Source organism: Rhizobium sp. NLR22b (assembly GCF_019685295.1).
Lineage (GTDB): Bacteria > Pseudomonadota > Alphaproteobacteria > Rhizobiales > Rhizobiaceae > Rhizobium.
This window is the reverse complement of record NZ_JABDWM010000016.1, coordinates 89379-109561: the sequence shown is the minus strand read 5'-3', so window position 1 is coordinate 109561 and position 20183 is coordinate 89379. Positions and strand designations below refer to the sequence as shown.

Genomic DNA, 20183 nt, shown 5'->3' with positions numbered 1-20183 from the left:
CCAACTTGATCGCCTCGCCCTCCACTCTACTTATGGTTAACCGGGGCTATCCAATTGAGGAACATGATGGGTGAAGCACTTGCTCGCCATAGCGAGGTTTGGAAAATGGGGCGCCAGCCGAGACCGCGTCTGACGCTGGATATCGCCGAGATTCCAACTTATGCGATCGGCGACATTCACGGCCGCTACGATCTGCTTTTAAAAGCTGAGGAGGCGATCCTGCAAGATGGCGCGCGATTGCCCGGGCAAAAGCTGATCGTGACACTGGGTGACTATATCGACCGGGGTCTGGAATCGGCGCAGGTCATCGCTCACCTCATGGAGCCGCCGCCTGATGGTTTCGACCGCATCTGCCTTGCCGGCAATCACGAGATCGCCATGCTCGACTATGTCGACGGCTGGCTCCCTTATGACGACTGGATGCGGATGGGGTCAGCGGAATCGCTGAAATCCTATGGCCTCGATCCGGAGCATCTGCCGCTCGTCTTTCCCTCCGGCGTGCAGCTCGACGCCTTTCTGCGGCAGTCTCTGCCGCATACGCATCTCGATTTCATGCGAGCGCTGCCCATCATGCTGGACACACCGAGCGTGGTGTTCGTGCACGCCGGCATCGACCCGATGCTGCCGCTCTCCGCACAGACGGATGAGGACCTGGTCCTCATCCGCCACCGCTTTCTTGAAAGCAGGGTTCCCTTGCCGAAACTCGTCGTCCACGGCCACACGCCCAGCGACGAGCCCGACATTCGCCCGAGGCGGCTCAATCTCGATACGCGCGCCTTTCGCAGCGGTAGGCTGACCGTTGCCCGGTTCTGGCAGGGCCGGGTGCATCTGTTTTCCACCTGACATCATCCCACCGGGAGGCTGTATGACACCGTGATCAGACCGTCTCGCTTTGGGCCGGGGCGGCTTCGACCGGCCTTTCAGCCGGCCGGCTGCGGCGCCAGCCGCGCAGAACGACATAGAAGACCGGCGTCAGGAACAGGCCGAAGAGCGTCACCCCGAGCATGCCCGAAAAGACGGCGGTGCCGAGCGACTGGCGCATCTCGGCGCCGGGGCCGGTGGCGATGGCGAGCGGCAGAACGCCGAAGATGAAGGCGAATGCCGTCATCAGGATTGGGCGCAGGCGAAGGTGGCTCGCCTCGATGGCGGCCTCCACTGGCGTTTTTCCTTCCTCTTCCGCCTGCCTGGCGAACTCGACGATCAGAATGGCGTTCTTGGCCGCAAGGCCGATCAGGACGATCAGGCCGATCTGCGTCAGGACGTTGTTGTCCATTCCTCTCAGCGAGACCCCGATCAGTGCGGCGAGCACGGCAAGCGGGACGATGAGAATGATCGCGAGTGGCAGAACCCAGCTTTCATATTGGGCCGCCAGCGCCAGGAAGACGAAAATGACGGAGAGGGCGAAGATGTAGACGGCGGTGTTGCCGGTATGTGTTTCCTGATAGGCGAGTTCCGTCCATTCGAAGGTCGTCCCCGGCGGAAGGATCTTGGCCGCCAGCTCCTCCATCTTCTTCAGCGCGTCGCCCGTCGAGGTGCCGGGCGTCGGATTGCCCTGAAGCGGCACCGAGACATACATGTTGTAGCGCTGGACGAGCGCCGGGCCGCTGGAATCCTGAATGTCCATCAGGGTTCCGAGAGGAACCAGTGCGCCAGTCGCCGAGCGTACTTTCAGGGCGAGAATATCCTCCCTGTCCATGCGGTATTGCCGGTCGGCCTGGGCGCGAACCTGGTAGACGCGGCCGAACGCGTTGAAATCGTTCACGTAGGCGACGCCGAGGTTGATCGAAAGCGCGTTGAAGATATTGGGGATCGGCACGTTCAGGAAGCGCGCCTTGTCGCGGTCGATCGACAGGAAATATTGCGGGCTGGCATCGGAGAAGGTCGTAAAGACGCCGGTCAGCCCTTCGGTCGTTGCCGCCGCCCCCATCATCTGGCGGGCAAGGCCCAGCACGCGCGTCATGTCGGGATTTTCGAGATCGGAAATCTGCATCTTGAAGCCGCCGGAGTTTCCGACGCCGCGCACGGATGGCGGCGGGATTGCGATGATGAAGGCTTCCTGGATGCTCTGCAGCTTGCCGAAGAGCTCGCCGATGATCTTGTTGGCGTTTTCTCCGCCTTCCTCGCGTTCGGCGAAGGATTTGAACGGAACGAAGACGACCCCCGCATTCGAGGCATTGGTGAAGGTCGCTCCGCTGAAACCGGCAAACTGCACGGCATTGCCGACGCCGGGCACGGTTCGGGCGATGTCGCCCACCTGTTTGACGACGGCATCAGTCCGCGCCAGTGAGGCGCCGTCCGGAAGCTGCACCACAACGATCGCGTAACCCTGGTCCATGGTCGGGATGAAACCCGAGGGCACCCGGGTGGTCATGTACCAGGTCGCGCCGAGCAGGCCGGCGAAGGCGAGCATCGAGCAGGTCAAGCCTATCCAGCTGCCGACCAGGTGCCGGACGGTCCACGAATAGCCGGAGCTCATCCGGTCGAAGCCGCGATTGAAGCCGTTTGCAAGACCGGTGCCCAGGCGTGAGGCAATGCTTTTGCGCTTCGTCTCGTGATCGTGGGCTTTCAGCAATATGCCGGCAAGGGCGGGCGAAAGCGTCAGGGAGTTCAAGGCCGATATCGCAGTGGTGACCGAGATCGTCACGGCGAACTGCCTGTAGAACTGACCTGATATGCCCGGAATGAAGGCCGTCGGCACGAAGACCGCGATCAGCACCAGCGAGATCGCCACCACAGCGGTGCCGACTTCGTCCATCGTCACGTGTGACGCCTGCTTCGGCGTCATGCCGCGCGCCAGATTGCGCTCGACGTTTTCCACCACCACGATCGCGTCGTCGACGACGATGCCGATGGCGAGCACCAGGCCGAACAGCGTCAGCATATTGAGCGAGAAACCGAAGGCGAGCAGGATAGCGAAGGTGCCGATCAGCGACACTGGGATGGCGACGATCGGGATGATCGCGGTCCGCCAGGATTGCAGGAAGACGAGAACGACGATCGCCACCAGGATGGCCGCTTCGGCGATGGTTCTGTAGACCTCATCGATCGAATCCGAGATGAATTCGGTCGTGTCGTAGACGATGCGATATTCCAGGCCCTCCGGGAAACTCTGGGAGATATCCTTCATCAGCGTCTGGACCTGGTGGGCCGTATCGAGAGCGTTGGTTCCCGGCCGGGCGAAAATGCCGAGAGCGACCGCAGGGTCGTTGTTGAGGTAGCTGTTGGTGACGTAGTCCTGCGCGCCGAGTTCGATGCGGGCGACATCCTGCAACTGTACGAGCCGGCCCGCCCCCGTCGATTTGACGATGACATAGCGGAACTCGCGCACATCGGAGAAACGCCCATCCGTTCGCACCGTATATTCGAAGGCGTTCCTGCCGGTCACCGGCGGCGCGCCGATCTTGCCGCCGGAGACCTGTACGTTCTGGTCCCTCAGGGCGGAGACGACGTCATCCGAGGTCATGCCATAGGCGGAGAGTTTTTCCGGATCCAGCCAGATGCGCATCGAATACTGCCGTTCGCCGAAGATCTGCACATCGCCGACGCCGTCGAGGCGCACGAGCACGTCACGGATGCGGTTGCGGGCATAGTTCGAGACGTAAAGCTGGTCATAACGATGCGACGGCGACAGGAGGTGCACCACCATCATCAGGTCGGGCGAGCTCTTGTCGGTGGTCACGCCGAGCCGCTGAACCTCCTCGGGAAGACGGGGCAGCGCGATGGAAACGCGGTTCTGGACCAGCACCTGCACCTTGTCGAGATCGGTGCCGAGCTTGAAGGTGATCGTCAGCGACATGGCGCCGTCGGCGCTGGAATAGGACGACATGTACAGCATGTCTTCGACGCCGTTGATCTGCTGTTCGAGCGGGGTCGAAACGGTATCGGCGATGGTCTGCGGGTCGGCGCCCGGATAGGAGGTGCGCACGACGATGGTCGGCGGCGCGATCTCCGGATATTGAGAGACCGGCAGCTGCGTATAGGCGATGCCGCCGACGACGAGAAAGAGGATCGAGATGACGGCCGCAAAAATCGGCCGGTCCACGAAGAAATGGGCGAATCTCATTGTCCGCTCTCCGCGTTTGCGGATTCGGGGGGCGTGTCCTGCCGCTCCTGCGGCAGTTCGCTCATCTGCGGCGTGATGGTCGAACCCGGCCGCGCCCGCATCAGGCCGTTGACGATGATCGTCTCGGTGCCGTCGAGACCTTCGCGGATGACGCGATAGCCGTAGAGCCGAGGTCCGGGCCGCACCGGCTTGGTCGAAACCTTGCCTTGCGCGTCGACGACATAGACGACGCGTTCGTTCTGGTCCGAGCCGATCGCCTCATCGGGAACGAGAATGGCCTTGTAGGTATTGGAGGCTGCGACCTGCACACGGCCGAACAGGCCCGGCTGCAGGACGAGGTCGGGATTTGCAAGGCGGGCGCGGATGCGGATGGTGCCGCTCTCATTGTCGACCCGGTTCTCGGCGAAATCGAGCTTTCCCATGAAAGGTTTGGCGGTGGGGTCGGAGATCGTGACGGATACATCGACGCCGCCGCCGCCGAGCTGCAGATCCTTGCCCTGCTTGCGTGCGGTGTCGGCGAAATTCAGCAGGCGGCGCTCGTCGACGTCGAAATAGAAGTCGATCGGGTCGAGCGAGACGATCGTGGTGAGCACCGTCTGGTCGGCCTGCACGAGATTGCCGGTCGAGAGCAGGCGGCGGTCGATGCGGCCGCTCAGTGGCGCCCTGATCTCGGTATATTCGAGGTCGAGCGCCGCGCGGTCGGCGGCGGCCTGAGCGCCGCGGACATTGGCCTGGGCGGAATCGAATTCACGGCGGCGATCGTCCAGCGTCTGTGCGGATTGGCTGCCACTCGAAGCGAGCGACTGGGCGCGCTTGTACTGAGCGTCGGCGAAAACAAGGGTGGACTGCGACGCTTCGAGCGCGGCCTTCGCTTGGCTGAGCGCGGTGACGAACGGCCGCTGGTCGATGACGAAGAGCAGGTCGCCCTGCTTGACCAGGGCGCCATCTTCGAAATGAACTTCCTGCAGGTAGCCGCCGACGCGCGAACGCACGGAGACTTCGTCGACCGGCTGGAAACGGCCGATGAATTCGTCATTGTCGATGACATCGCGCACCACCGGCTTCGCGACCGTGACAGGGGGAGGGGCGGACGGTGCGCCCTGCGCCATCGCGACCATAGGCATGAACGTGGCGATGCAGGCGAGCAACAATTTCCGTCGAAGCGCGAAAGTCATATCGGTCCCTCCAATCGCGGCGGCCGATCGACTGCCACCGAACTTAAGATGAAGTGATGCTATTCATGTCTTGTTGCTTTGAACGAAAGCCTCGGGCTCCCGTGATTTCCCCGGCGTTCAATCGTTGGAAGGGAAAGCCGGTATGCGATGCACAATGGAAAATCGAAACGCTATGGAACGGGATATAAGCGGCAGCGACAAAAAATAGCAAATGCCAATTATTCGCTTTTCCGGAATCCGTGAACTTCATGGAACGGCATCAGCTTTCGACGATCTCATCTCGACCGGGCGGCAGAACGGCAAGCTCAGCCCAATCAAGCTCCTGTTCCAGCATATGAAAGACGTCGTCGTCGATCTCGCCGGCGCGGCGCATCGCGGCCAGTTTGCGGCGTTTCGCACCGATGACATTGCGGCGCTGTTTGTCGAGCCTGCTGACCTCGCGCGGGTGTTTGCCGTCGGCGGCGATCTCGCGCTCGGAGGTATAGACGTCACGCAGAATGCGGGTCGATTTGTCTTGACCTTCAAGCTCGGCAAGCGCCGCGTCGATCAATGCCACGCGGGCTTTGGTGATGTCGCGGTTCAGGGATGTGTCCGGATCGAATTTCAGGAAGCGGATCAGCGGCCCGAGCGTCAATCCCTGGACGATGAGCGTGCCGAGAACGACGGCCAGCGCGCTGAGCAGGATGATATCGCGATCATGGAAGTCGATCGGCAGGGCGAGCGCAGTTGCCAATGTTACGAGACCGCGCATGCCGCACCAGCCGGCAAGTAGGCTCGCGGCAAACGTGGGAGCGGCTTGTGTCGTGAGACCGCGCTCGGCAAGAAAGGTGATGGCGCGGTTATAGACGAGCACCCAGGCCAGGCGCACGACAATGACAGTGACGAAGACCGCGGCTGCCAAGGTCATGGCAAAATTCAGGCGGCCGGGATCGAGATCGAGGACGATCTGGCGGACCTGCAAGCCCATCAGCAGGAAGGCGAGCACGTTAAGCAGGAAAACCGCGGCTTCCCAAACCGAATAGGAATGAATGCGATGCCGGGCCGTCTGCCGCTCCGGCATGTAGCGGGCGATCACCATGGCATATGCGACGATCGCCAGGATCGCCGAAAGGTGCAGTCGCTCGGCAATGATCCACGTGCCGAAGGTGGCGACGAACTCGAGCAGCGTGCCGCCGAGCGTGCCGGCGAGCTTCAGACCAACGATCATGTAGAGACGGCCGAGAAGATAGCCGAGGATGAGACCGCCCGGCGCTGCCAGCGTCAATTCTGCCAGAATGCCGGTGAAGAAGGCGGGATTGGTGGCGGCCGCCACTGCGGCGCTGAAGATGAGGAGGGCGACTGCGTCATTGAGCAGGCTCTCGCCCTTGAGGATTACATAGGTCTGGCGCGGCAGATTGAAACGGTCGAGCATGACGGTCGCCGCAACCGCGTCCGGTGGGGCGACGATAGCGCCGAGTGCGACGGCCACGGCAAGCGGCAGGCCGGCCATTGCGACGCCGACGGCTGTGACGGCCGCGGCCGTCAAAATGACGGCGATTGCGGCGAGCGAAAAGAGTGGCAGCCAGTTGCGCCTCAACGTCCTCGGCGGCAAATCGTACGCGGCATCGAAAAGTACGGGTGCGATGAAAAGCGCCAGCGCCAGCCTGGGATCGATCGCCACCTCCGGAGCCCATGGGAAGGCAGCGACAATGATGCCGGCGATCGCCAGCATGGTCGGATAAGGAACACGGAACTTCCTGGAGAATTGCAGGAAGATGATCGCCACCAAGAGCAGCGTCAGCATGCTTTCGAAGAACGCCATGGGCCCTCCAGGCCATTTCAGCGGGTGGTTCTTTGCCTGAAACTAGGGCCGGGCGATGCCACGGCTACCGTTCGAGCCTAAAGCTGTGAGGGACGGCAAGCGCCCGGCCGCGGCCTGCGGCATTTTGGCCGGGGTTGCGGAATCGCCGGCTTGCGCTCTTGTGCAGGCATCTGTGCTCAATATATGTGGCCATATCATAAGTATGCTTATAAATATCCGGCATAGGTTTCCATGAACGCCACGCCCACACTCGGTTTCCTTCTGCACGACGTCGCACGGCTGCTGCGCAAGCGGTTCGAGCAACGCGCGAAATGCCTCGGCCTGACGCGGTCGCAATGGCAGACGCTCGCCTATCTCTCGAACAACGAGGGCATCCACCAGAGCGGCCTTGCCGAGATTCTCGAAGTCGAGCCGATCACGCTGGTGCGCATTCTCGACAAGCTCGCCGAACGTGGGCTCATCGAACGCCGCCAGCATCCGACCGACCGGCGGATCTGGCTGCTCTACATGCGCGACGAGGCGCATCCCCTGCTCGCCGAAATGCGCGAACTTGGCGATGTCACCCGCGCAGAGGCACTGGACGGGGTCTCAGCTGAGCAGCGCGAGCAGCTTTTCCACATCCTGTCCGTAATGAAGACCAACCTGGTCCAGGCATGCAGGACCCCGGTTGACGAGAATGAGATGAACGATGGCTGATCAATCTCCCCTCCGCGTCGTTGCCGACGCCAATGCCAAGTCACCTGTTGAAGAAAATGAAGCGAAACAGCAGGAAACGGTAGCCGAAGCGCCTTCATCCAATTCAGCGCCGGCTGCTGCCGTGGCTGCGCCTGGCGGTAGCAAGGTCCGCCGCCGGCGCAGTCTCACGCGGCCGATCCTGTTCGCGCTCCTGCCGGTGGCGCTCGTCGTCGGCGGCTATTATTACGTCAATGGCGGCCAGGTGATGTCGACCGACAACGCCTACATCCAGGCCGACATGGTCGGGGTCACCACCGATGTCTCCGGCATCGTCGATCAGATCGACGTGCATGAGAACGAGGCGGTCAAGGCGGGGCAGGTGCTGTTCAGCCTGAGGGCCGATTCCTTCAAAATCGCGCTCGACGGCGCCAAGGCGCAGCTCGGCGCGCAGCGCAACCAGATCATGAACCTCAAGGCGAGCTATCAGCAGTCTCTCGCCGAGATCACCCAGGCGCAGGCCGATCTCCCCTATTACCAGGATCAGTTCGACCGGCAGCAGGCCCTCGTCAACAACGGCAGCGCGACGCAGTCGGCCTACGACGAGGCCAAGCACAATCTGGAGGCCGCTCAGCAGAAGGTTGCCGTCGCCAAGGCGGAAGCAGCAACGACGCTCGCCCAGCTCGGCGGCAGCGCCGACCAGCCGGTCGAGGAAAACCCGCTCTATCTGCAGGCCAAATCGCAGGTCGACAACGCCCAGCGCGAACTCGACCACAGTGTTGTCAAGGCGCCGTTCGACGGCATCGTCACCAATGTCAACGCGCTTCAGGTCGGCTCCTACCTGCAGGCCTCGCAGCAGGCCTTCTCGCTTGTCGCCACCGATCATCTGTGGATCGCCGCCAGCCCGAAGGAAACCGAGCTGACCTATGTCAAAGCAGGTCAGACCGCCGAGATCTACGTCGACACCTATCCCGGCGTGACGTGGAAGGGTAAGGTCGAGAGCATCAGCCCGGCCTCCGGCTCCAGCTTCTCGCTGCTGCCGGCGCAGAACACCACCGGCAACTGGGTGAAGGTCGTGCAGCGCATTCCGATGCGCGTCAGCATCGAGGATGCCGCAGGCAAGCCGCCGCTGCGCGTCGGCATGAGCACGGTCGTCGACATCGATACCGGCCATATCAGAGGCCTGCCCGACTTCGTCAACACGCTTCTGGGCCGGCCTCAGGGCGAGGACCATGAGTGACGCTCTGGCATCTCCGGCGACCTCGGTCGCCAATCGCGGCGCGATCACGGCCTGCGTCATCCTCGCCGTCATCATGCAGGCGCTGGACACGACGATCGCCAACGTGGCGCTGCCCTATATCCAGGGCAGCGTGTCTGCCTCCGCCGACCAGATCAATTGGGTGCTCACTTCCTATATCGTCGCGGCGGCGATCATGACGCCGCCCTCCGGTTTCCTCGCCGCGAAATTCGGCCGCAAGCGCGTGCTGCTCGTCGCCATCGCCGGCTTCGTGGCCGCCTCCGTTCTCTGCGGCCTTGCGCAATCGCTGAACCAGATCGTCGCCTTCCGCCTGTTGCAGGGCCTGTTCGGCGCATCGCTGGTGCCGCTTTCCCAGGGCATCCTTCTCGACATCTATTCTGTCGAGGAACGCGGTTCGGCCATGGCGCTTTTCGGCGTCTCGGTCATGGTCGGGCCGGTGCTCGGCCCGGTCATCGGCGGCTGGCTGACCGACAATATCAGCTGGCGTTGGGTGTTCTACATCAACGTGCCGATCGGCGCGCTCGCCTTCATGGGCATCGTCGTCTTCGTCACCGAGACCAAGCGGGATCTGCTTGCCAAGCTGGACTGGTTCGGTTTCGGAATGATGAGCCTGTTCATCGCCGCGCTGCAGCTCTTCCTCGACCGCGGCGAACAGCTCGACTGGTTTTCCTCGGGCGAGATCATGGTCGAAGCGATTGTCTGCGCCGCGGCATTCTATCTGCTTCTGGTGCACACGCTGACGGCAGAGAAATCCTTCGTTAATCCGAAGCTGTTTCTCGACCAGAACTTCACGGTCAGCATGATCTTCATCTTCGTTGTTGGCGTCACCTATCTCGCCTCGTTGGCGCTGATGACCCCCTATCTGCAGACGCTTATGGGCTATCCCGTCATCACCGCCGGCATCGTCATGGGGCCGCGCGGGCTCGGCACCATGCTCTGCATGTTCATTGTCGGACGGCTGATCGGCAAGGTCGATACGCGCTTGCTGCTGGTGCTCGGCCTCGGCTTGACCGCCTGGGCGATGTACGACATGACGGGCTGGACGCCCGATGTTTCGCAATGGACGATCGTCTCGGTCGGCTTCATCCAGGGCGCCGGCCTCGGCTTTCTCTTCGTGCCGCTGACGACGATTGCCTTCGCGACGCTGCCCGCCCAAATGCGTGGCGACGGCACCGGCCTCTACAATCTGTCGCGAAACATCGGTTCGGCGGTCGGCATCTCGATCGTCTCGGCACTGATCGTCGAGAACACGCAGAGAAATCACGAGTCGATCGCGGCCTATGTGACGCCTTTCAACCACGCCTTCAACGCCATGGCGGCGCAAGGGTTGAGCCCCCTGACGGCCACTGGCCGTGCTTCGCTCAACGAGATCATCACCCTGCAATCGACGATCATCGCCTATATGGACGATTTCAAGCTCTTGATGCTGATGTCGCTCGCGGTCATCCCGCTGGCGCTGCTGCTGCGCAAGCCGAAGGCGGCGCCCGCCGTCGACCACAGCGCGGTCATGGAATAGACTTCAAGCGTTTACGCAATCCCTGGGAAAGCCGGCTTCCGGGCAAAACCGCTTCACACTTTTGCTGGAATTGCTTAGCGAAACGGTTTGCTGAGATATCGCGATCCCTGAATGCCGAAGCGCCACGGTGCTTCGGCATTTCTAGTGATGCCGATGCGTTTTCCCGAGACGACAGGCACCGGCGCAGACGGTGTCAGCGCATAGGGCGGGCGGTCGAGCGGCCTGTCGTTGATTTCGATATCGATGCCGAGCGCCTGGCAGAGCTTGCCCGGGCCGCTGCAGAGCGCCGTCAGCATATCGGTGCCGCGCCGCTCCGTCATGGCGGCAATTCCCGTTTCCGGCTCGAGCGCCCGGATCAGCACGGCCGAGCCCGGATGACAGACGAAGTTCAGGCACCAGTACATGCCGTAGATGCGGTAGATGTAGACATTCCCGGGCCGGCCGAACATGGCGCCGTTGCGCCTGGTCGGGCCGCGAAAACTGTGCGAGGCTTCGTCATCGGGGAAATAGGCTTCGGTCTCGGTGATGCGGCCGCCGGCGCCATGAACTGTGAGATGGCAGCCGAGCAGGTCGCGGGCCACAGTGATCGCGTCGCGCTCGAAAAACGCCCTGAGGCCTTCGCCGGCAAGCGCGCCGGCGCCGATCGAGCTCTTTGTCATTCCACCATCGGTCATAACCGAGGCAGATAACATTCGCTGCCGCCGCCGTCATCCCAAAACCATTTGATGAGGCCGGCCGCGTCAGCGGCCGGCATTCGGATCACGCATCGGGATCGAGGATGATGTAACCGAGACCGGATCACTGGCAGGGAAGGAATCTTCCAGACCTTCCTCCAGCTCCTCTTCGAGCAAGGCCGGATCCTTGCTGCGTGCGCCGTCGCCATGGGCTGGTTCGGTTGCTGCCGCAAGCAGGGCCCTGGCGCGCGCGACCGCATTTTCCGAAGTCAGTTGGGCTGCGCTTCGCAGCGTTACGGCAATGCTGTCTTCGCCTTCACCGCCGAATTCGACGACGAAACCGTCTTCCGTCTGATAGACGGTGATATCGCTGAGTGCCATGGCCCTTCCCCGCAAGCGCTCATATTAGCAAAGCGTGTTTTTGGAATTTTGTCGAGCGAAGACCTTCACCAGCCAATCGACGAAGACGCGCACGCGCGGCGAAAGCTGGCGGTTGCGGGGATAGAGCAGGGAGACCGGCGTCGGGGTCAGCGGAAAATCCGGGAGCACGTGGACCAGCGTGCCGTCGGACAGGTCTTTTTCGGCGTGGTAGCGCGGGATCTGGATCAGGCCGAGGCCCATCCTCGCTGCAGCAACATAGCTTTCGGCGGCGTTGACGGTGACGGTCGCGGGAATACTTAGCTTGTGTACCGTGCCATCGACGATGAATTCGAGCGGCAGCAGACCGTCCGCGCTGCTGGAGCGGAAGCCGACCATGCGATGGCCGGCAAGCCGGTCCGGATGCTGCGGCAGGCCGCGCGCGGCGACATAGGCGGGAGAGGCGAGCGTGACCTCATCAAGCATGGCGACACGCCTGATGATCATGTCGCTGTCCGCAGGCGTACCGACGCGCAGCACGCAATCGATGCCTTCGTGCACCAGATCGACCAGCCGATCGGCTTCGCTCATATAGAACTCGATCTCGGGATAGCTCTCCAGAAAAGACGGCAGGCTCGGCAGCACGAAATAGCGCGCGAGCGTGCCGTGCACATCGACGCGCAGCAGGCCTTTCGGTCTGGCGCCGGCAAAGGCCCCTTCCGCGTTCTCGATGTCGGCGAGGATCGACAGGCAGCTCTGATAATAGGCCTCGCCGTCGAGCGTCGGGCTGACATGGCGCGTCGTGCGCTGGAGCAGGCGCACGCCGAGGCGGGCCTCGAGCTGCTTGACAGCGTCAGTAACGGTCGAGCGCGGCAGGCCGGTGTCTCCCGCAGCGAGGGTGAAGCTGCGGCGCTCTACAACGCGGCAGAACACACGCATGGCATCGAACCTGTCCATCTTCTTTGTTCGTATTTCCCGGATAGTGATGGCGGAGAATGCACGATTATCCGCCGCAGGAAAAGGCTCATCTTCTTCTCATCGAAAACGCGCTGCGGCGCAGAAGGAGAAGAACAATGGCTTCCAACAAAGACAGCAAGATCGCACTGGTCACCGGCGCTTCCCGTGGTATCGGCGCGGCCGTTGCCAGACGCCTCGCCAGAGACGGTTTCACCGTCGTCGTCAACTATTCCGGCAGTGCGGCCGCGGCCGAAGACCTCGCCCGAGAGATCGAGCAGGCTGGCGGCAGGGCGCTGGCGGCCAAGGCGGATGTCAGCGATGCTGAAGCCGTCCGGCGGATGTTCGACGCTGCGGAAGACGCCTTTGGCGGCGTCGATGTGCTCGTCAACAATGCCGGCATCATGATGCTGTCGTCGCTTGCCGAGGCTGACGACGAAAACTTCGATCGCCAGATCGGCGTCAATCTCAAGGGCACTTTCAATACGCTCAGGGAAGCGGCCCGGCGCCTGCGCGATGGCGGCAGGGTCATCAACTTTTCGACTTCGGTCGTCGGGCTGAAGCTCGAAACCTACGGGGTTTACGCCGCCACCAAGGCCGCCGTCGAAACGCTGACGGCGATCATGGCCAAGGAGATGCGCGGCCGTAACATCACGGTCAATGCCATCGCGCCCGGGCCGGTGGCTACTGATCTTTTCCTCAACGGCAAGACGGAGGAACTCATTGCCCGCATGGCGAAGATGAACCCGCTGGAGCGGCTCGGCTCGCCTGAGGACATTGCCTGCGTGGTCGCCTTTCTCGCCGGCCCGGACGGCGGCTGGATCAATGGCCAGACGCTGCGCGCCAATGGCGGCGTGATCTGACGAAGGCGCCGTCATCGCAATCATGTGAACGAAGATTGTAGGTCTTCCCCCTTACAATCTTGTCGGGAGTGGCTATAGTTACTTTATCGCGAGAGAGTGGAGTTCCCTGACGCTCTCTCCCGAACCTCCAGAGCCTGCCGCGCCCAGTCTGCGGCGCGACAGGTCCGATGTTCAAAATTTGCGGCCCGTCGAAGGTTTCTCTTGCCTTCCGGGCCGTCTCTGTTTTGCCGCCGCGCGACATGCTCTAGAAATCGTTCAGCTTGGCCTCGACCAGGAGCTTGACCAGCCAATCGACGAAGACGCGGACCTTGTTGCTGAGGTGGCGGTTCGGTGGATAAACCACATAAAGCGGCACCGGATCGCGGCGCCAGTCCGGCAGCACGCGGACGAGTTCGCCCCGCCGCATCGGTTCACGCGCCATGAAGGTCGGCACCTGCGCGACGCCGAGGCCCGTCAGGGCCGCGGTCAGATAGGTGCGGCTGTCATTGACCGAGGCGATGCAGCGCGGGGTAGTCTCGACCATTTCGTTGCCCCTGCGAAATTCGAAGGGCAGGGTCCGGTTGTTCTGGGCGCGGAAATAACTGACGGAGTAGTGCGTGGCCTCCAAATCCTCCGGCCGTTCGGGCATGCCGAATTTCTGAATGTAGCTCGGCGAAGCGCAGGTGACGAGCTCCATCTCCGAAACGCGCCGGGCTATCAGCGACTGGTCGGTGGGCGTGCCCGCCCGCAGCGCGCAATCGACGTTTTCGACCAGGTAATCCACCGTGCGGTCGCTGACCCCCAGATCCAGACGGATGTCGGGATAGCGTTGGTAGAAATCGCAAAGTGCCGGAACGACGATGGCGTCAGCAAAGGCGCCGCTCATCTCGATGCGCAGCCGCCCGCTCGGCAAGCTTTGCGAGTTGGAGAGGCTGCCGTCGAGTTCCTCCAGCTCGGAGATGATCTGGGCGGCGCGTTCGTAATAAAGCGCGCCGTCCGTGGTCACCATGACCCGTCGCGTGGTGCGGTTCAGAAGCTTGGTGCGCAGATGCGCTTCCAGGCCCTGGATGAGATTGGTCACCGTCGCCTTGGGCATTGCGAGCATGTCGGCGGCGCGGGTGAAATTGCCCGTCTCCACGACGCGGATGAAGACGCGCATTGCCGAAAGTTGATCCATCGGTTTCAAGTCCGCAGTTTGCGTTGCACCATTATTCGAGAATCGGAACAGTGTTATCGCGATATTGCTTCTTATTCCCTGTTCTGAATAACAATATCTTTTTTATACGAAATGCAAGCGGCAGGTGCTGTGTGCCCGGCGGTTGCGTGCAAAAGAGACAGGATCGATGACGGTAGAATGGAAGGACATGATGCTGGATAAGGTGGCCATCGGCCCCGTTTCCGCGCGTGTCTACCAAGGCGCCGATTACGGCAAGGGTCCGCCGATCGTGCTTTACCTGCATGGGGGGGCATTTCTCGACAGCGAAACGAATGTCGACCGGCCGGTTGCCGTCAGTCTCGCCAAAGCCGGCGCCATCGTCGCCGCCGTCGATTACAGCACACTGTCCGGCAACCTCTTTCCGAAGGCGTTGGAAGTCTCCTTCTCCGTTTTCACCTATCTCGCCAACAAGCGCGCCGCTGGTCTCGGCGACCGCAAGTCGCTGCTATTCGTCGCCGGCGAGGAGGCGGGCGGCAACGTCGCTGCCGGAGTGGCGCTCAAGGCGCGCGATCAGATGCCGGATGCGCTCGACGGCCAGGTACTGATTTCACCGCTGCTCGATCCCTTCATGGGCACGTCGTCGATCCGCAAGGCCGAAGCGATCGGCATGCGACAGCGCTGGGCGGACGGCTGGAGCCATTATCTGAGCGGTGGCGGCTGCCACCCCTACGCGGCCCCCTGCCTCTGTTCGCGTCTTTCAGGCGTCGCGCCAGCGCTGATATTCACCGCAGAGGACGATCCTCTGCACGACGAAACACTCGGTTACGGTGCCCGCCTGAAAAAGGCCGGCGTCGGTGTGCGCCAGCATGTCCTTCCCGCCGGGACGGGCTGGCCCTCGATTTATGGTGGGAAATCTGGGGAGGCACCCGACTGGCAGGAACACGTCAGCCGCCATTTCGGACGTTTCCTACAGGACGTAAGCGTCCAACCGCAATTGCATTGAAGAAGATCTGATATTTTGGCGGCCTGGGGCCGCAAGGAGAGTACTGATGACGTCCAGAAGCAAGCGCTGGGCCCTCGTGGGCGCCGGCATAGGACTTATTGCGTCCGTTTCAGGCGCTGCATTGTTTTTCGAGCTGCCGATGAGCACGACGGCTACGGCAGCTTCCGCTCCCGCGCAGCCTCCCGCCGTACCGGTGACGGTGGCCGTGGTCGAAGCCCGCGACGTGACGGCCTGGGAGACCTTCTCCGGCCGTCTCGAAGCGGTCGATCGTGTCCAGGTCCGTCCCCGTGTCGAAGGCGCGATCCTTTCGGTGGCTTTCCGTGAGGGCGCGCTGGTGAAGCAGGGCGACCTGCTCTTCACCATCGATCCGGCTCCCTACCAGGCGAGCGTGGCGCAGGCCCAAGGCCAGGTGGCTTCGGCCGAAGCCAAGGTCAGTCTGGCGCAGACCGAGCTTGACCGCGGCCGCAGGCTTTCCGATAACCGCACCATCTCCCAGAGCGATCTCGATCAGCGCCAGAGCGCGCTGGCCGAGGCGCAGGCAGGCTTGCGTTCGGCACAAGCCGCGTTGCAGTCTGCCCAGCTCAATCTCGATTATACTCAGGTACGGGCGCCGGTTGCCGGCCGCATCGGCAAGATCGAGGTGACGACAGGCAACCTGGTTGCGGCCGGATCGGCCTCGCCTGCGCTGACGACGCTCGTTTCGGTCGATCCGATCTATGCGAGCTTCAACGCCAGCGAAGAGATGGTGACCCGCGCTCTCGCCCAGCTGCCGCAGACGGACGGCGCCCTGCCGCCCGTCGAAGAGATTCCGGTCGAGGTCGGCACGCTCGCCGACGAAGGCACGCCGATCAAGGGCAAGCTGCAGTTGATCGACAACGAGGTCGACGCATCGAGCGGCACCATCGGTGTGCGCGCCGTCTTCGATAATCCGGGCGGACGCCTCATCCCCGGCCAGTTCGTGCGCGTGCGCATGGGCCAGCCGAAGGCCGAGAACAAGATCGTCATCAGCGACCGCGCCGTCGGCACCGACCAGGACAAGAAATTCGTCTTCGTCGTCGACGGTGAGAACAGGGTCGCCTACCGGCAGGTGCAGCTCGGCGCTTTGACTGAGGGGCAGCGGGTGGTCGAAAGTGGCCTGAAGGCCGGCGAGAAGATCGTCGTCAACGGCCTGCAGCGCATCCGTCCCGGTGCCGTCGTCGTTCCGCAGATGGAAGAGAAGGTCGCGACCGCTCAGTAAGATCCCGCCTTCTCCTGCGGGGGAAGGCCGATACCCGAAATAATATGACCCGCCGGCGGCGCCTCACCCGCCGGAGAGGGAGTTTGCATCCATGTTCACCCCGGAGAGGGCTTTGAAATGAACATCTCCAGATTCTTTGTCGACCGGCCGGTCTTTGCCGGCGTTCTTTCGGTCCTCATCGTCGTTGCCGGCCTGATCGGCCTGCGGGCGCTGCCGATTTCCGAGTATCCCAACGTCGTGCCGCCGTCGGTCGTCGTGCGCGCCACCTATCCCGGCGCAAATCCGAGCGTCATTGCCGAAACCGTGGCGACACCGCTCGAAGAGCAGATCAACGGCGTCGAGGACATGCTCTACATGTCGAGCCAGGCGACGTCGGATGGCGTGCTCAATGTCACCGTCACCTTCAAGCTCGGCACCGACCCTGACAAGGCACAGCAGCTCGTGCAGAACCGCGTTTCGCAGGCCGAACCGCGCCTGCCGGCGGAGGTGCGCGCCCTCGGGATCACGACAGTCAAGAGCTCGCCCGACTTCATCATGGTCGTCAACCTCGTCTCCGACGGGAACAGCCACGACATCACCTATCTTCGCAACTACGCGACCTTGAACATCAAGGATCGGCTTGCCCGCATCCCCGGCGTCGGCCAGGTGCAGGTGTTCGGCGCCGGCGATTATTCGATGCGTGTATGGATCGACCCGCAGAAGGCCGCCGAGCATGAACTCGCCGCCAGCGACATCAGCAACGCGATCAGCTCGCAGAACGTCCAGGCGGCCGCCGGCATTATCGGCGCCTCGCCGAGCCAGCCGGGCGTCGACCTGCAGCTCAACGTGAATGCCCAGGGCCGCCTGCGTACGCCCGAGGAGTTCGGCAACATCATCGTCAAGACGGGCGCCAATGGCGAGATCACCCGCCTTCGCGACGTCGCCCGCATCGAGCTTGGCGCCGCCGACTATACGTTGCGGTCGCTGCTCGACGGCAAGCCGGCCGTCGCCGTGGCCGCCCTTCAGGCGCCCGGGTCGAATGCGATCGAAATCGCCGACAACGTGCGCGCAACCATGGATCAGCTGCAATTGGCCATGCCTGAGGGCGTCAAATACGAGATCGTCTACGATACGACGAAATTCGTCCGCTCCTCGATCGAGAAGGTCATCGACACGCTGCTTGAAGCCATCGCGCTCGTCGTCCTCGTCGTCATCGTCTTCCTGCAGACGTGGCGCGCTTCGATCATTCCGCTGATCGCGGTTCCGGTCTCCATCATCGGCACTTTCGCGGTCATGTATGTCTTCGGCTTCTCGATCAACGCGCTCAGTCTGTTCGGATTGGTGCTTGCCATCGGTATCGTGGTGGACGACGCGATCGTCGTCGTCGAAAACGTCGAGCGCAATATCGAGCATGGCCTGTCGCCGCGCGCGGCCACCTATAAGGCGATGAAGGAAGTGTCCGGTCCGATCATCGCGATCGCGCTGGTGCTCGTCGCGGTATTCGTGCCGCTCGCCTTCATCTCCGGCCTGTCGGGTCAGTTCTATCGTCAGTTCGCGCTGACGATCGCGATCTCGACCGTCATCTCGGCCTTCAACTCACTGACCCTGTCGCCGGCCCTCGCCGCCCTTCTGCTGAAGGGCCACGACGCGCCCAAGGACTGGCTGACGCGGTTCATGGACGCGATCTTCGGTTGGTTCTTCCGTGGCTTCAACCGCCTCTTCGGCGCAGGCTCGAATGCCTATGGCAAAGGTGTTGGCGGCCTGGTGTCGCGCAAGAGCATCGTCATGGTGGTCTACCTGGCGCTGGTCGGCGCGACCTACAGCATGTTCACCACGGTTCCCGGTGGCTTCGTGCCGTCGCAGGACAAGCAGTATCTGATCGGCTTCGCTCAGCTGCCGGATGCCGCAAGCCTCGACCGCACGGAAGACGTCATCAAGCGCATGACCGATATCGCGCTCGCGCAGCCCGGCGTCGCCAATGCAATCGCCTTCCCCGGCCTGTCGATCAACGGCTTCACCAACTCTTCGAATGCCGGCATCGTCTTCGTGACGCTGAAGGATTTCGAGGAGCGTAAGACGCCGGATCTTTCTGGCGGCGCCATCGCCATGGCGCTGAACCAGAAATTCGGCGCCATCCAGGATGCCTTCATCGCCATGTTCCCGCCGCCGCCGGTCAACGGTCTCGGCACGACCGGCGGTTTCAAGCTGCAGATCGAGGATCGCGCAGGCTTGGGCAACCAGGCGCTCGATGAGGCGACCAAGGCAGTGCTTGCCAGGGCCTACCAGACGCCTGAACTTGCCGGGCTGTTCTCCAGCTTCCAGATCAACGTGCCGCAGCTCTATGCCGATCTCGATCGCGCCAAGGCCGAGCAGCTCGGGGTTTCCGTCACCGACGTCTTCCAGACGCTGCAGATCTATCTCGGCTCGCTCTATGTGAACGATTTCAATGCGTTTGGCCGCACCTACAGCGTCCGGGTGCAGGCCGATGCGAAATTCCGCGCCCAGCCGGAAGATATCGGGCAGCTGAAGGTCCGTTCGGCATCGGGCGAGATGATCCCGCTTTCGGCGCTGCTGAAGGTGGAGCCGAGCACCGGTCCCGAACGCGCCAACCGTTACAACGGCTTCCTCGCCGCCGATATCAACGGCGGTCCGGCACCGGGCTTTTCGTCCGGCCAGGCGCAGGCGGCAATCGAGAAGATCCTTCGCGAGACACTGCCTGCCGGCATCGACTTCGAATGGACGGATCTGACCTATCAGCAGATCCTGGCCGGTAATTCGAGCGTCGTCGTCTTCCCGCTGGCGCTGCTGCTGGTCTTCCTGGTGCTGGCTGCCCAGTACGAGAGCCTGACCCTGCCGCTGGCGATCATCATGATCGTGCCGATGGGCGTGCTGGCCGCGCTGACGGGTGTCTGGCTCACCGGTGGAGACAATAATATCTTCACCCAGATCGGTCTCGTGGTGCTAGTCGGCCTCTCGGCGAAGAACGCGATCCTGATCGTGGAATTCGCCCGCGAACTGGAGTTCGAGGGCAGGACGCCGCGGGAGGCGGCGGTCGAGGCCAGCCGCCTTCGCCTTCGCCCGATCCTCATGACCTCCATGGCCTTCATCATGGGCGTCGTGCCGCTGGTCGCCTCCACGGGCGCCGGCGCGGAAATGCGCGCCGCCATGGGTGTCGCGGTGTTTTCCGGCATGATCGGCGTGACCTTCTTCGGCATCTTCATGACCCCGGTGTTCTACGTGCTGCTGCGACGGCTGACGGGCAACCGTCCGCTCATCCAGCACAAGCCGGACGAGCACAAGGAGGAAGAGGCCGAGGTCATCCGGCTCGCAGCGGAATAAACGGAATTCAATCTTCCTTTGTCGAGTAAATCGGGCGGGAACTTCGGTTCTCGCCCGTATCGATTTCCGACACCCGACGAAAATGCGTTACGTTCATCAAAACGGTTGCAACCGTGGACGAGGGGACTATCAAAGACGGATAGCAGATGGGAGGATC

Annotated in this window: 15 protein-coding genes; 8 read left to right on the top strand and 7 right to left on the bottom strand. The window is 62.6% G+C overall.

Annotated elements, in window-relative coordinates; translation table 11 throughout:
* The first annotated feature begins 105 nt into the window (after window positions 1-105).
* Window positions 106-843, top strand: a complete 738-nt coding sequence (locus tag HJC00_RS24150) for a metallophosphoesterase (protein ID WP_405047682.1) — start codon at window positions 106-108, stop codon at window positions 841-843.
* A gap of 34 nt (window positions 844-877) precedes the next feature.
* Here the strand turns inward: HJC00_RS24150 and HJC00_RS24145 are convergent, their stop codons facing one another.
* The 3 genes from HJC00_RS24145 to HJC00_RS24135 form a co-directional block, all read right to left on the bottom strand.
* Window positions 878-4063, bottom strand: a complete 3186-nt coding sequence (locus HJC00_RS24145; protein ID WP_210630046.1) for an efflux RND transporter permease subunit — start codon at window positions 4061-4063, stop codon at window positions 878-880.
* Complete coding sequence (locus tag HJC00_RS24140) at window positions 4060-5238, bottom strand: efflux RND transporter periplasmic adaptor subunit (RefSeq protein WP_210630048.1); 1179 nt, start codon at window positions 5236-5238, stop codon at window positions 4060-4062. Before HJC00_RS24140 ends, HJC00_RS24145 begins: the two co-directional genes overlap by 4 nt.
* Before the next feature lie 259 nt (window positions 5239-5497).
* Window positions 5498-7039, bottom strand: a complete 1542-nt coding sequence (locus tag HJC00_RS24135) for a sodium:proton antiporter (protein ID WP_210630049.1) — start codon at window positions 7037-7039, stop codon at window positions 5498-5500.
* Between the two features lie 231 nt (window positions 7040-7270).
* Here HJC00_RS24135 and HJC00_RS24130 point away from each other — a divergent pair, with 231 nt between their 5' ends.
* Genes HJC00_RS24130 through HJC00_RS24120 form a run of 3 tightly spaced genes read left to right on the top strand, consistent with a single transcriptional unit; the run spans window position 7271 to window position 10485 of the window.
* A complete protein-coding gene (locus tag HJC00_RS24130) occupies window positions 7271-7735 on the top strand; it encodes a MarR family winged helix-turn-helix transcriptional regulator (RefSeq protein WP_210630051.1) in 465 nt (154 codons plus the stop codon).
* Window positions 7728-8951: an HlyD family secretion protein gene (locus HJC00_RS24125; protein ID WP_210630053.1), complete on the top strand. Its 1224-nt coding sequence runs from the start codon at window positions 7728-7730 to the stop codon at window positions 8949-8951. Before HJC00_RS24130 ends, HJC00_RS24125 begins: the two co-directional genes overlap by 8 nt.
* Complete coding sequence (locus HJC00_RS24120) at window positions 8944-10485, top strand: DHA2 family efflux MFS transporter permease subunit (protein WP_221144647.1); 1542 nt, start codon at window positions 8944-8946, stop codon at window positions 10483-10485. Before HJC00_RS24125 ends, HJC00_RS24120 begins: the two co-directional genes overlap by 8 nt.
* 74 nt (window positions 10486-10559) lie before the next feature.
* On the opposite strand, the gene HJC00_RS24115 is transcribed toward HJC00_RS24120, so the two are convergent.
* The 3 genes from HJC00_RS24115 to HJC00_RS24105 are packed head-to-tail and all read right to left on the bottom strand — an operon-like array spanning window position 10560 to window position 12473.
* The gene (locus tag HJC00_RS24115; RefSeq protein WP_210630056.1) at window positions 10560-11177 is read right to left on the bottom strand and encodes a DNA-3-methyladenine glycosylase; all 618 of its coding nucleotides are present in this window, start codon (window positions 11175-11177) and stop codon (window positions 10560-10562) included.
* Window positions 11178-11225: 48 nt separating this feature from the next.
* Window positions 11226-11540 carry a hypothetical protein gene (locus tag HJC00_RS24110; protein ID WP_210630058.1) on the bottom strand — a complete coding sequence of 105 codons (315 nt, stop codon included), beginning with the start codon at window positions 11538-11540 and terminating at the stop codon, window positions 11226-11228.
* Window positions 11541-11564: 24 nt separating this feature from the next.
* Entirely contained in the window at window positions 11565-12473 is a 909-nt protein-coding gene (locus tag HJC00_RS24105; protein WP_221164717.1) for a LysR family transcriptional regulator, read from the bottom strand.
* Window positions 12474-12589: 116 nt separating this feature from the next.
* On the opposite strand from HJC00_RS24105, the gene HJC00_RS24100 reads away from it, so the two are divergent.
* On the top strand, window positions 12590-13333 hold the full coding sequence (locus HJC00_RS24100) for an SDR family oxidoreductase (RefSeq protein ID WP_210630062.1): 744 nt from the start codon (window positions 12590-12592) through the stop codon (window positions 13331-13333).
* Window positions 13334-13577: 244 nt separating this feature from the next.
* On the opposite strand, the gene HJC00_RS24095 is transcribed toward HJC00_RS24100, so the two are convergent.
* Window positions 13578-14489: a LysR family transcriptional regulator gene (locus HJC00_RS24095; protein ID WP_183699066.1), complete on the bottom strand. Its 912-nt coding sequence runs from the start codon at window positions 14487-14489 to the stop codon at window positions 13578-13580.
* 166 nt (window positions 14490-14655) lie between these two features.
* On the opposite strand from HJC00_RS24095, the gene HJC00_RS24090 reads away from it, so the two are divergent.
* The 3 genes from HJC00_RS24090 (at window position 14656) to HJC00_RS24080 (ending at window position 20026) form a co-directional block, all read left to right on the top strand.
* Entirely contained in the window at window positions 14656-15471 is an 816-nt protein-coding gene (locus HJC00_RS24090) for an alpha/beta hydrolase fold domain-containing protein (protein ID WP_221164716.1), read from the top strand.
* A gap of 46 nt (window positions 15472-15517) precedes the next feature.
* Window positions 15518-16708 (top strand): efflux RND transporter periplasmic adaptor subunit, encoded by a 1191-nt coding sequence (locus tag HJC00_RS24085; protein WP_183699070.1) that lies wholly within the window; start codon window positions 15518-15520, stop codon window positions 16706-16708.
* 117 nt (window positions 16709-16825) lie between these two features.
* The gene (locus tag HJC00_RS24080) at window positions 16826-20026 is read left to right on the top strand and encodes an efflux RND transporter permease subunit (protein ID WP_221164715.1); all 3201 of its coding nucleotides are present in this window, start codon (window positions 16826-16828) and stop codon (window positions 20024-20026) included.
* Window positions 20027-20183 lie beyond the last annotated feature (157 nt).

Coding starts and splice junctions, on each gene's coding strand:
- HJC00_RS24105 (WP_221164717.1), bottom strand. CDS start 12,473: ATGGACAGGTTCGATGCCATGCGTGTGTTCTGCCGCGTTGTAGAGCGC.
- HJC00_RS24100 (WP_210630062.1), top strand. CDS start 12,590: ATGGCTTCCAACAAAGACAGCAAGATCGCACTGGTCACCGGCGCTTCC.
- HJC00_RS24120 (WP_221144647.1), top strand. CDS start 8,944: ATGAGTGACGCTCTGGCATCTCCGGCGACCTCGGTCGCCAATCGCGGC.
- HJC00_RS24085 (WP_183699070.1), top strand. CDS start 15,518: ATGACGTCCAGAAGCAAGCGCTGGGCCCTCGTGGGCGCCGGCATAGGA.
- HJC00_RS24090 (WP_221164716.1), top strand. CDS start 14,656: ATGACGGTAGAATGGAAGGACATGATGCTGGATAAGGTGGCCATCGGC.
- HJC00_RS24110 (WP_210630058.1), bottom strand. CDS start 11,540: ATGGCACTCAGCGATATCACCGTCTATCAGACGGAAGACGGTTTCGTC.
- HJC00_RS24145 (WP_210630046.1), bottom strand. CDS start 4,063: ATGAGATTCGCCCATTTCTTCGTGGACCGGCCGATTTTTGCGGCCGTC.
- HJC00_RS24130 (WP_210630051.1), top strand. CDS start 7,271: ATGAACGCCACGCCCACACTCGGTTTCCTTCTGCACGACGTCGCACGG.
- HJC00_RS24080 (WP_221164715.1), top strand. CDS start 16,826: ATGAACATCTCCAGATTCTTTGTCGACCGGCCGGTCTTTGCCGGCGTT.
- HJC00_RS24135 (WP_210630049.1), bottom strand. CDS start 7,039: ATGGCGTTCTTCGAAAGCATGCTGACGCTGCTCTTGGTGGCGATCATC.
- HJC00_RS24140 (WP_210630048.1), bottom strand. CDS start 5,238: ATGACTTTCGCGCTTCGACGGAAATTGTTGCTCGCCTGCATCGCCACG.
- HJC00_RS24095 (WP_183699066.1), bottom strand. CDS start 14,489: ATGGATCAACTTTCGGCAATGCGCGTCTTCATCCGCGTCGTGGAGACG.
- HJC00_RS24150 (WP_405047682.1), top strand. CDS start 106: ATGGGGCGCCAGCCGAGACCGCGTCTGACGCTGGATATCGCCGAGATT.
- HJC00_RS24115 (WP_210630056.1), bottom strand. CDS start 11,177: ATGTTATCTGCCTCGGTTATGACCGATGGTGGAATGACAAAGAGCTCG.
- HJC00_RS24125 (WP_210630053.1), top strand. CDS start 7,728: ATGGCTGATCAATCTCCCCTCCGCGTCGTTGCCGACGCCAATGCCAAG.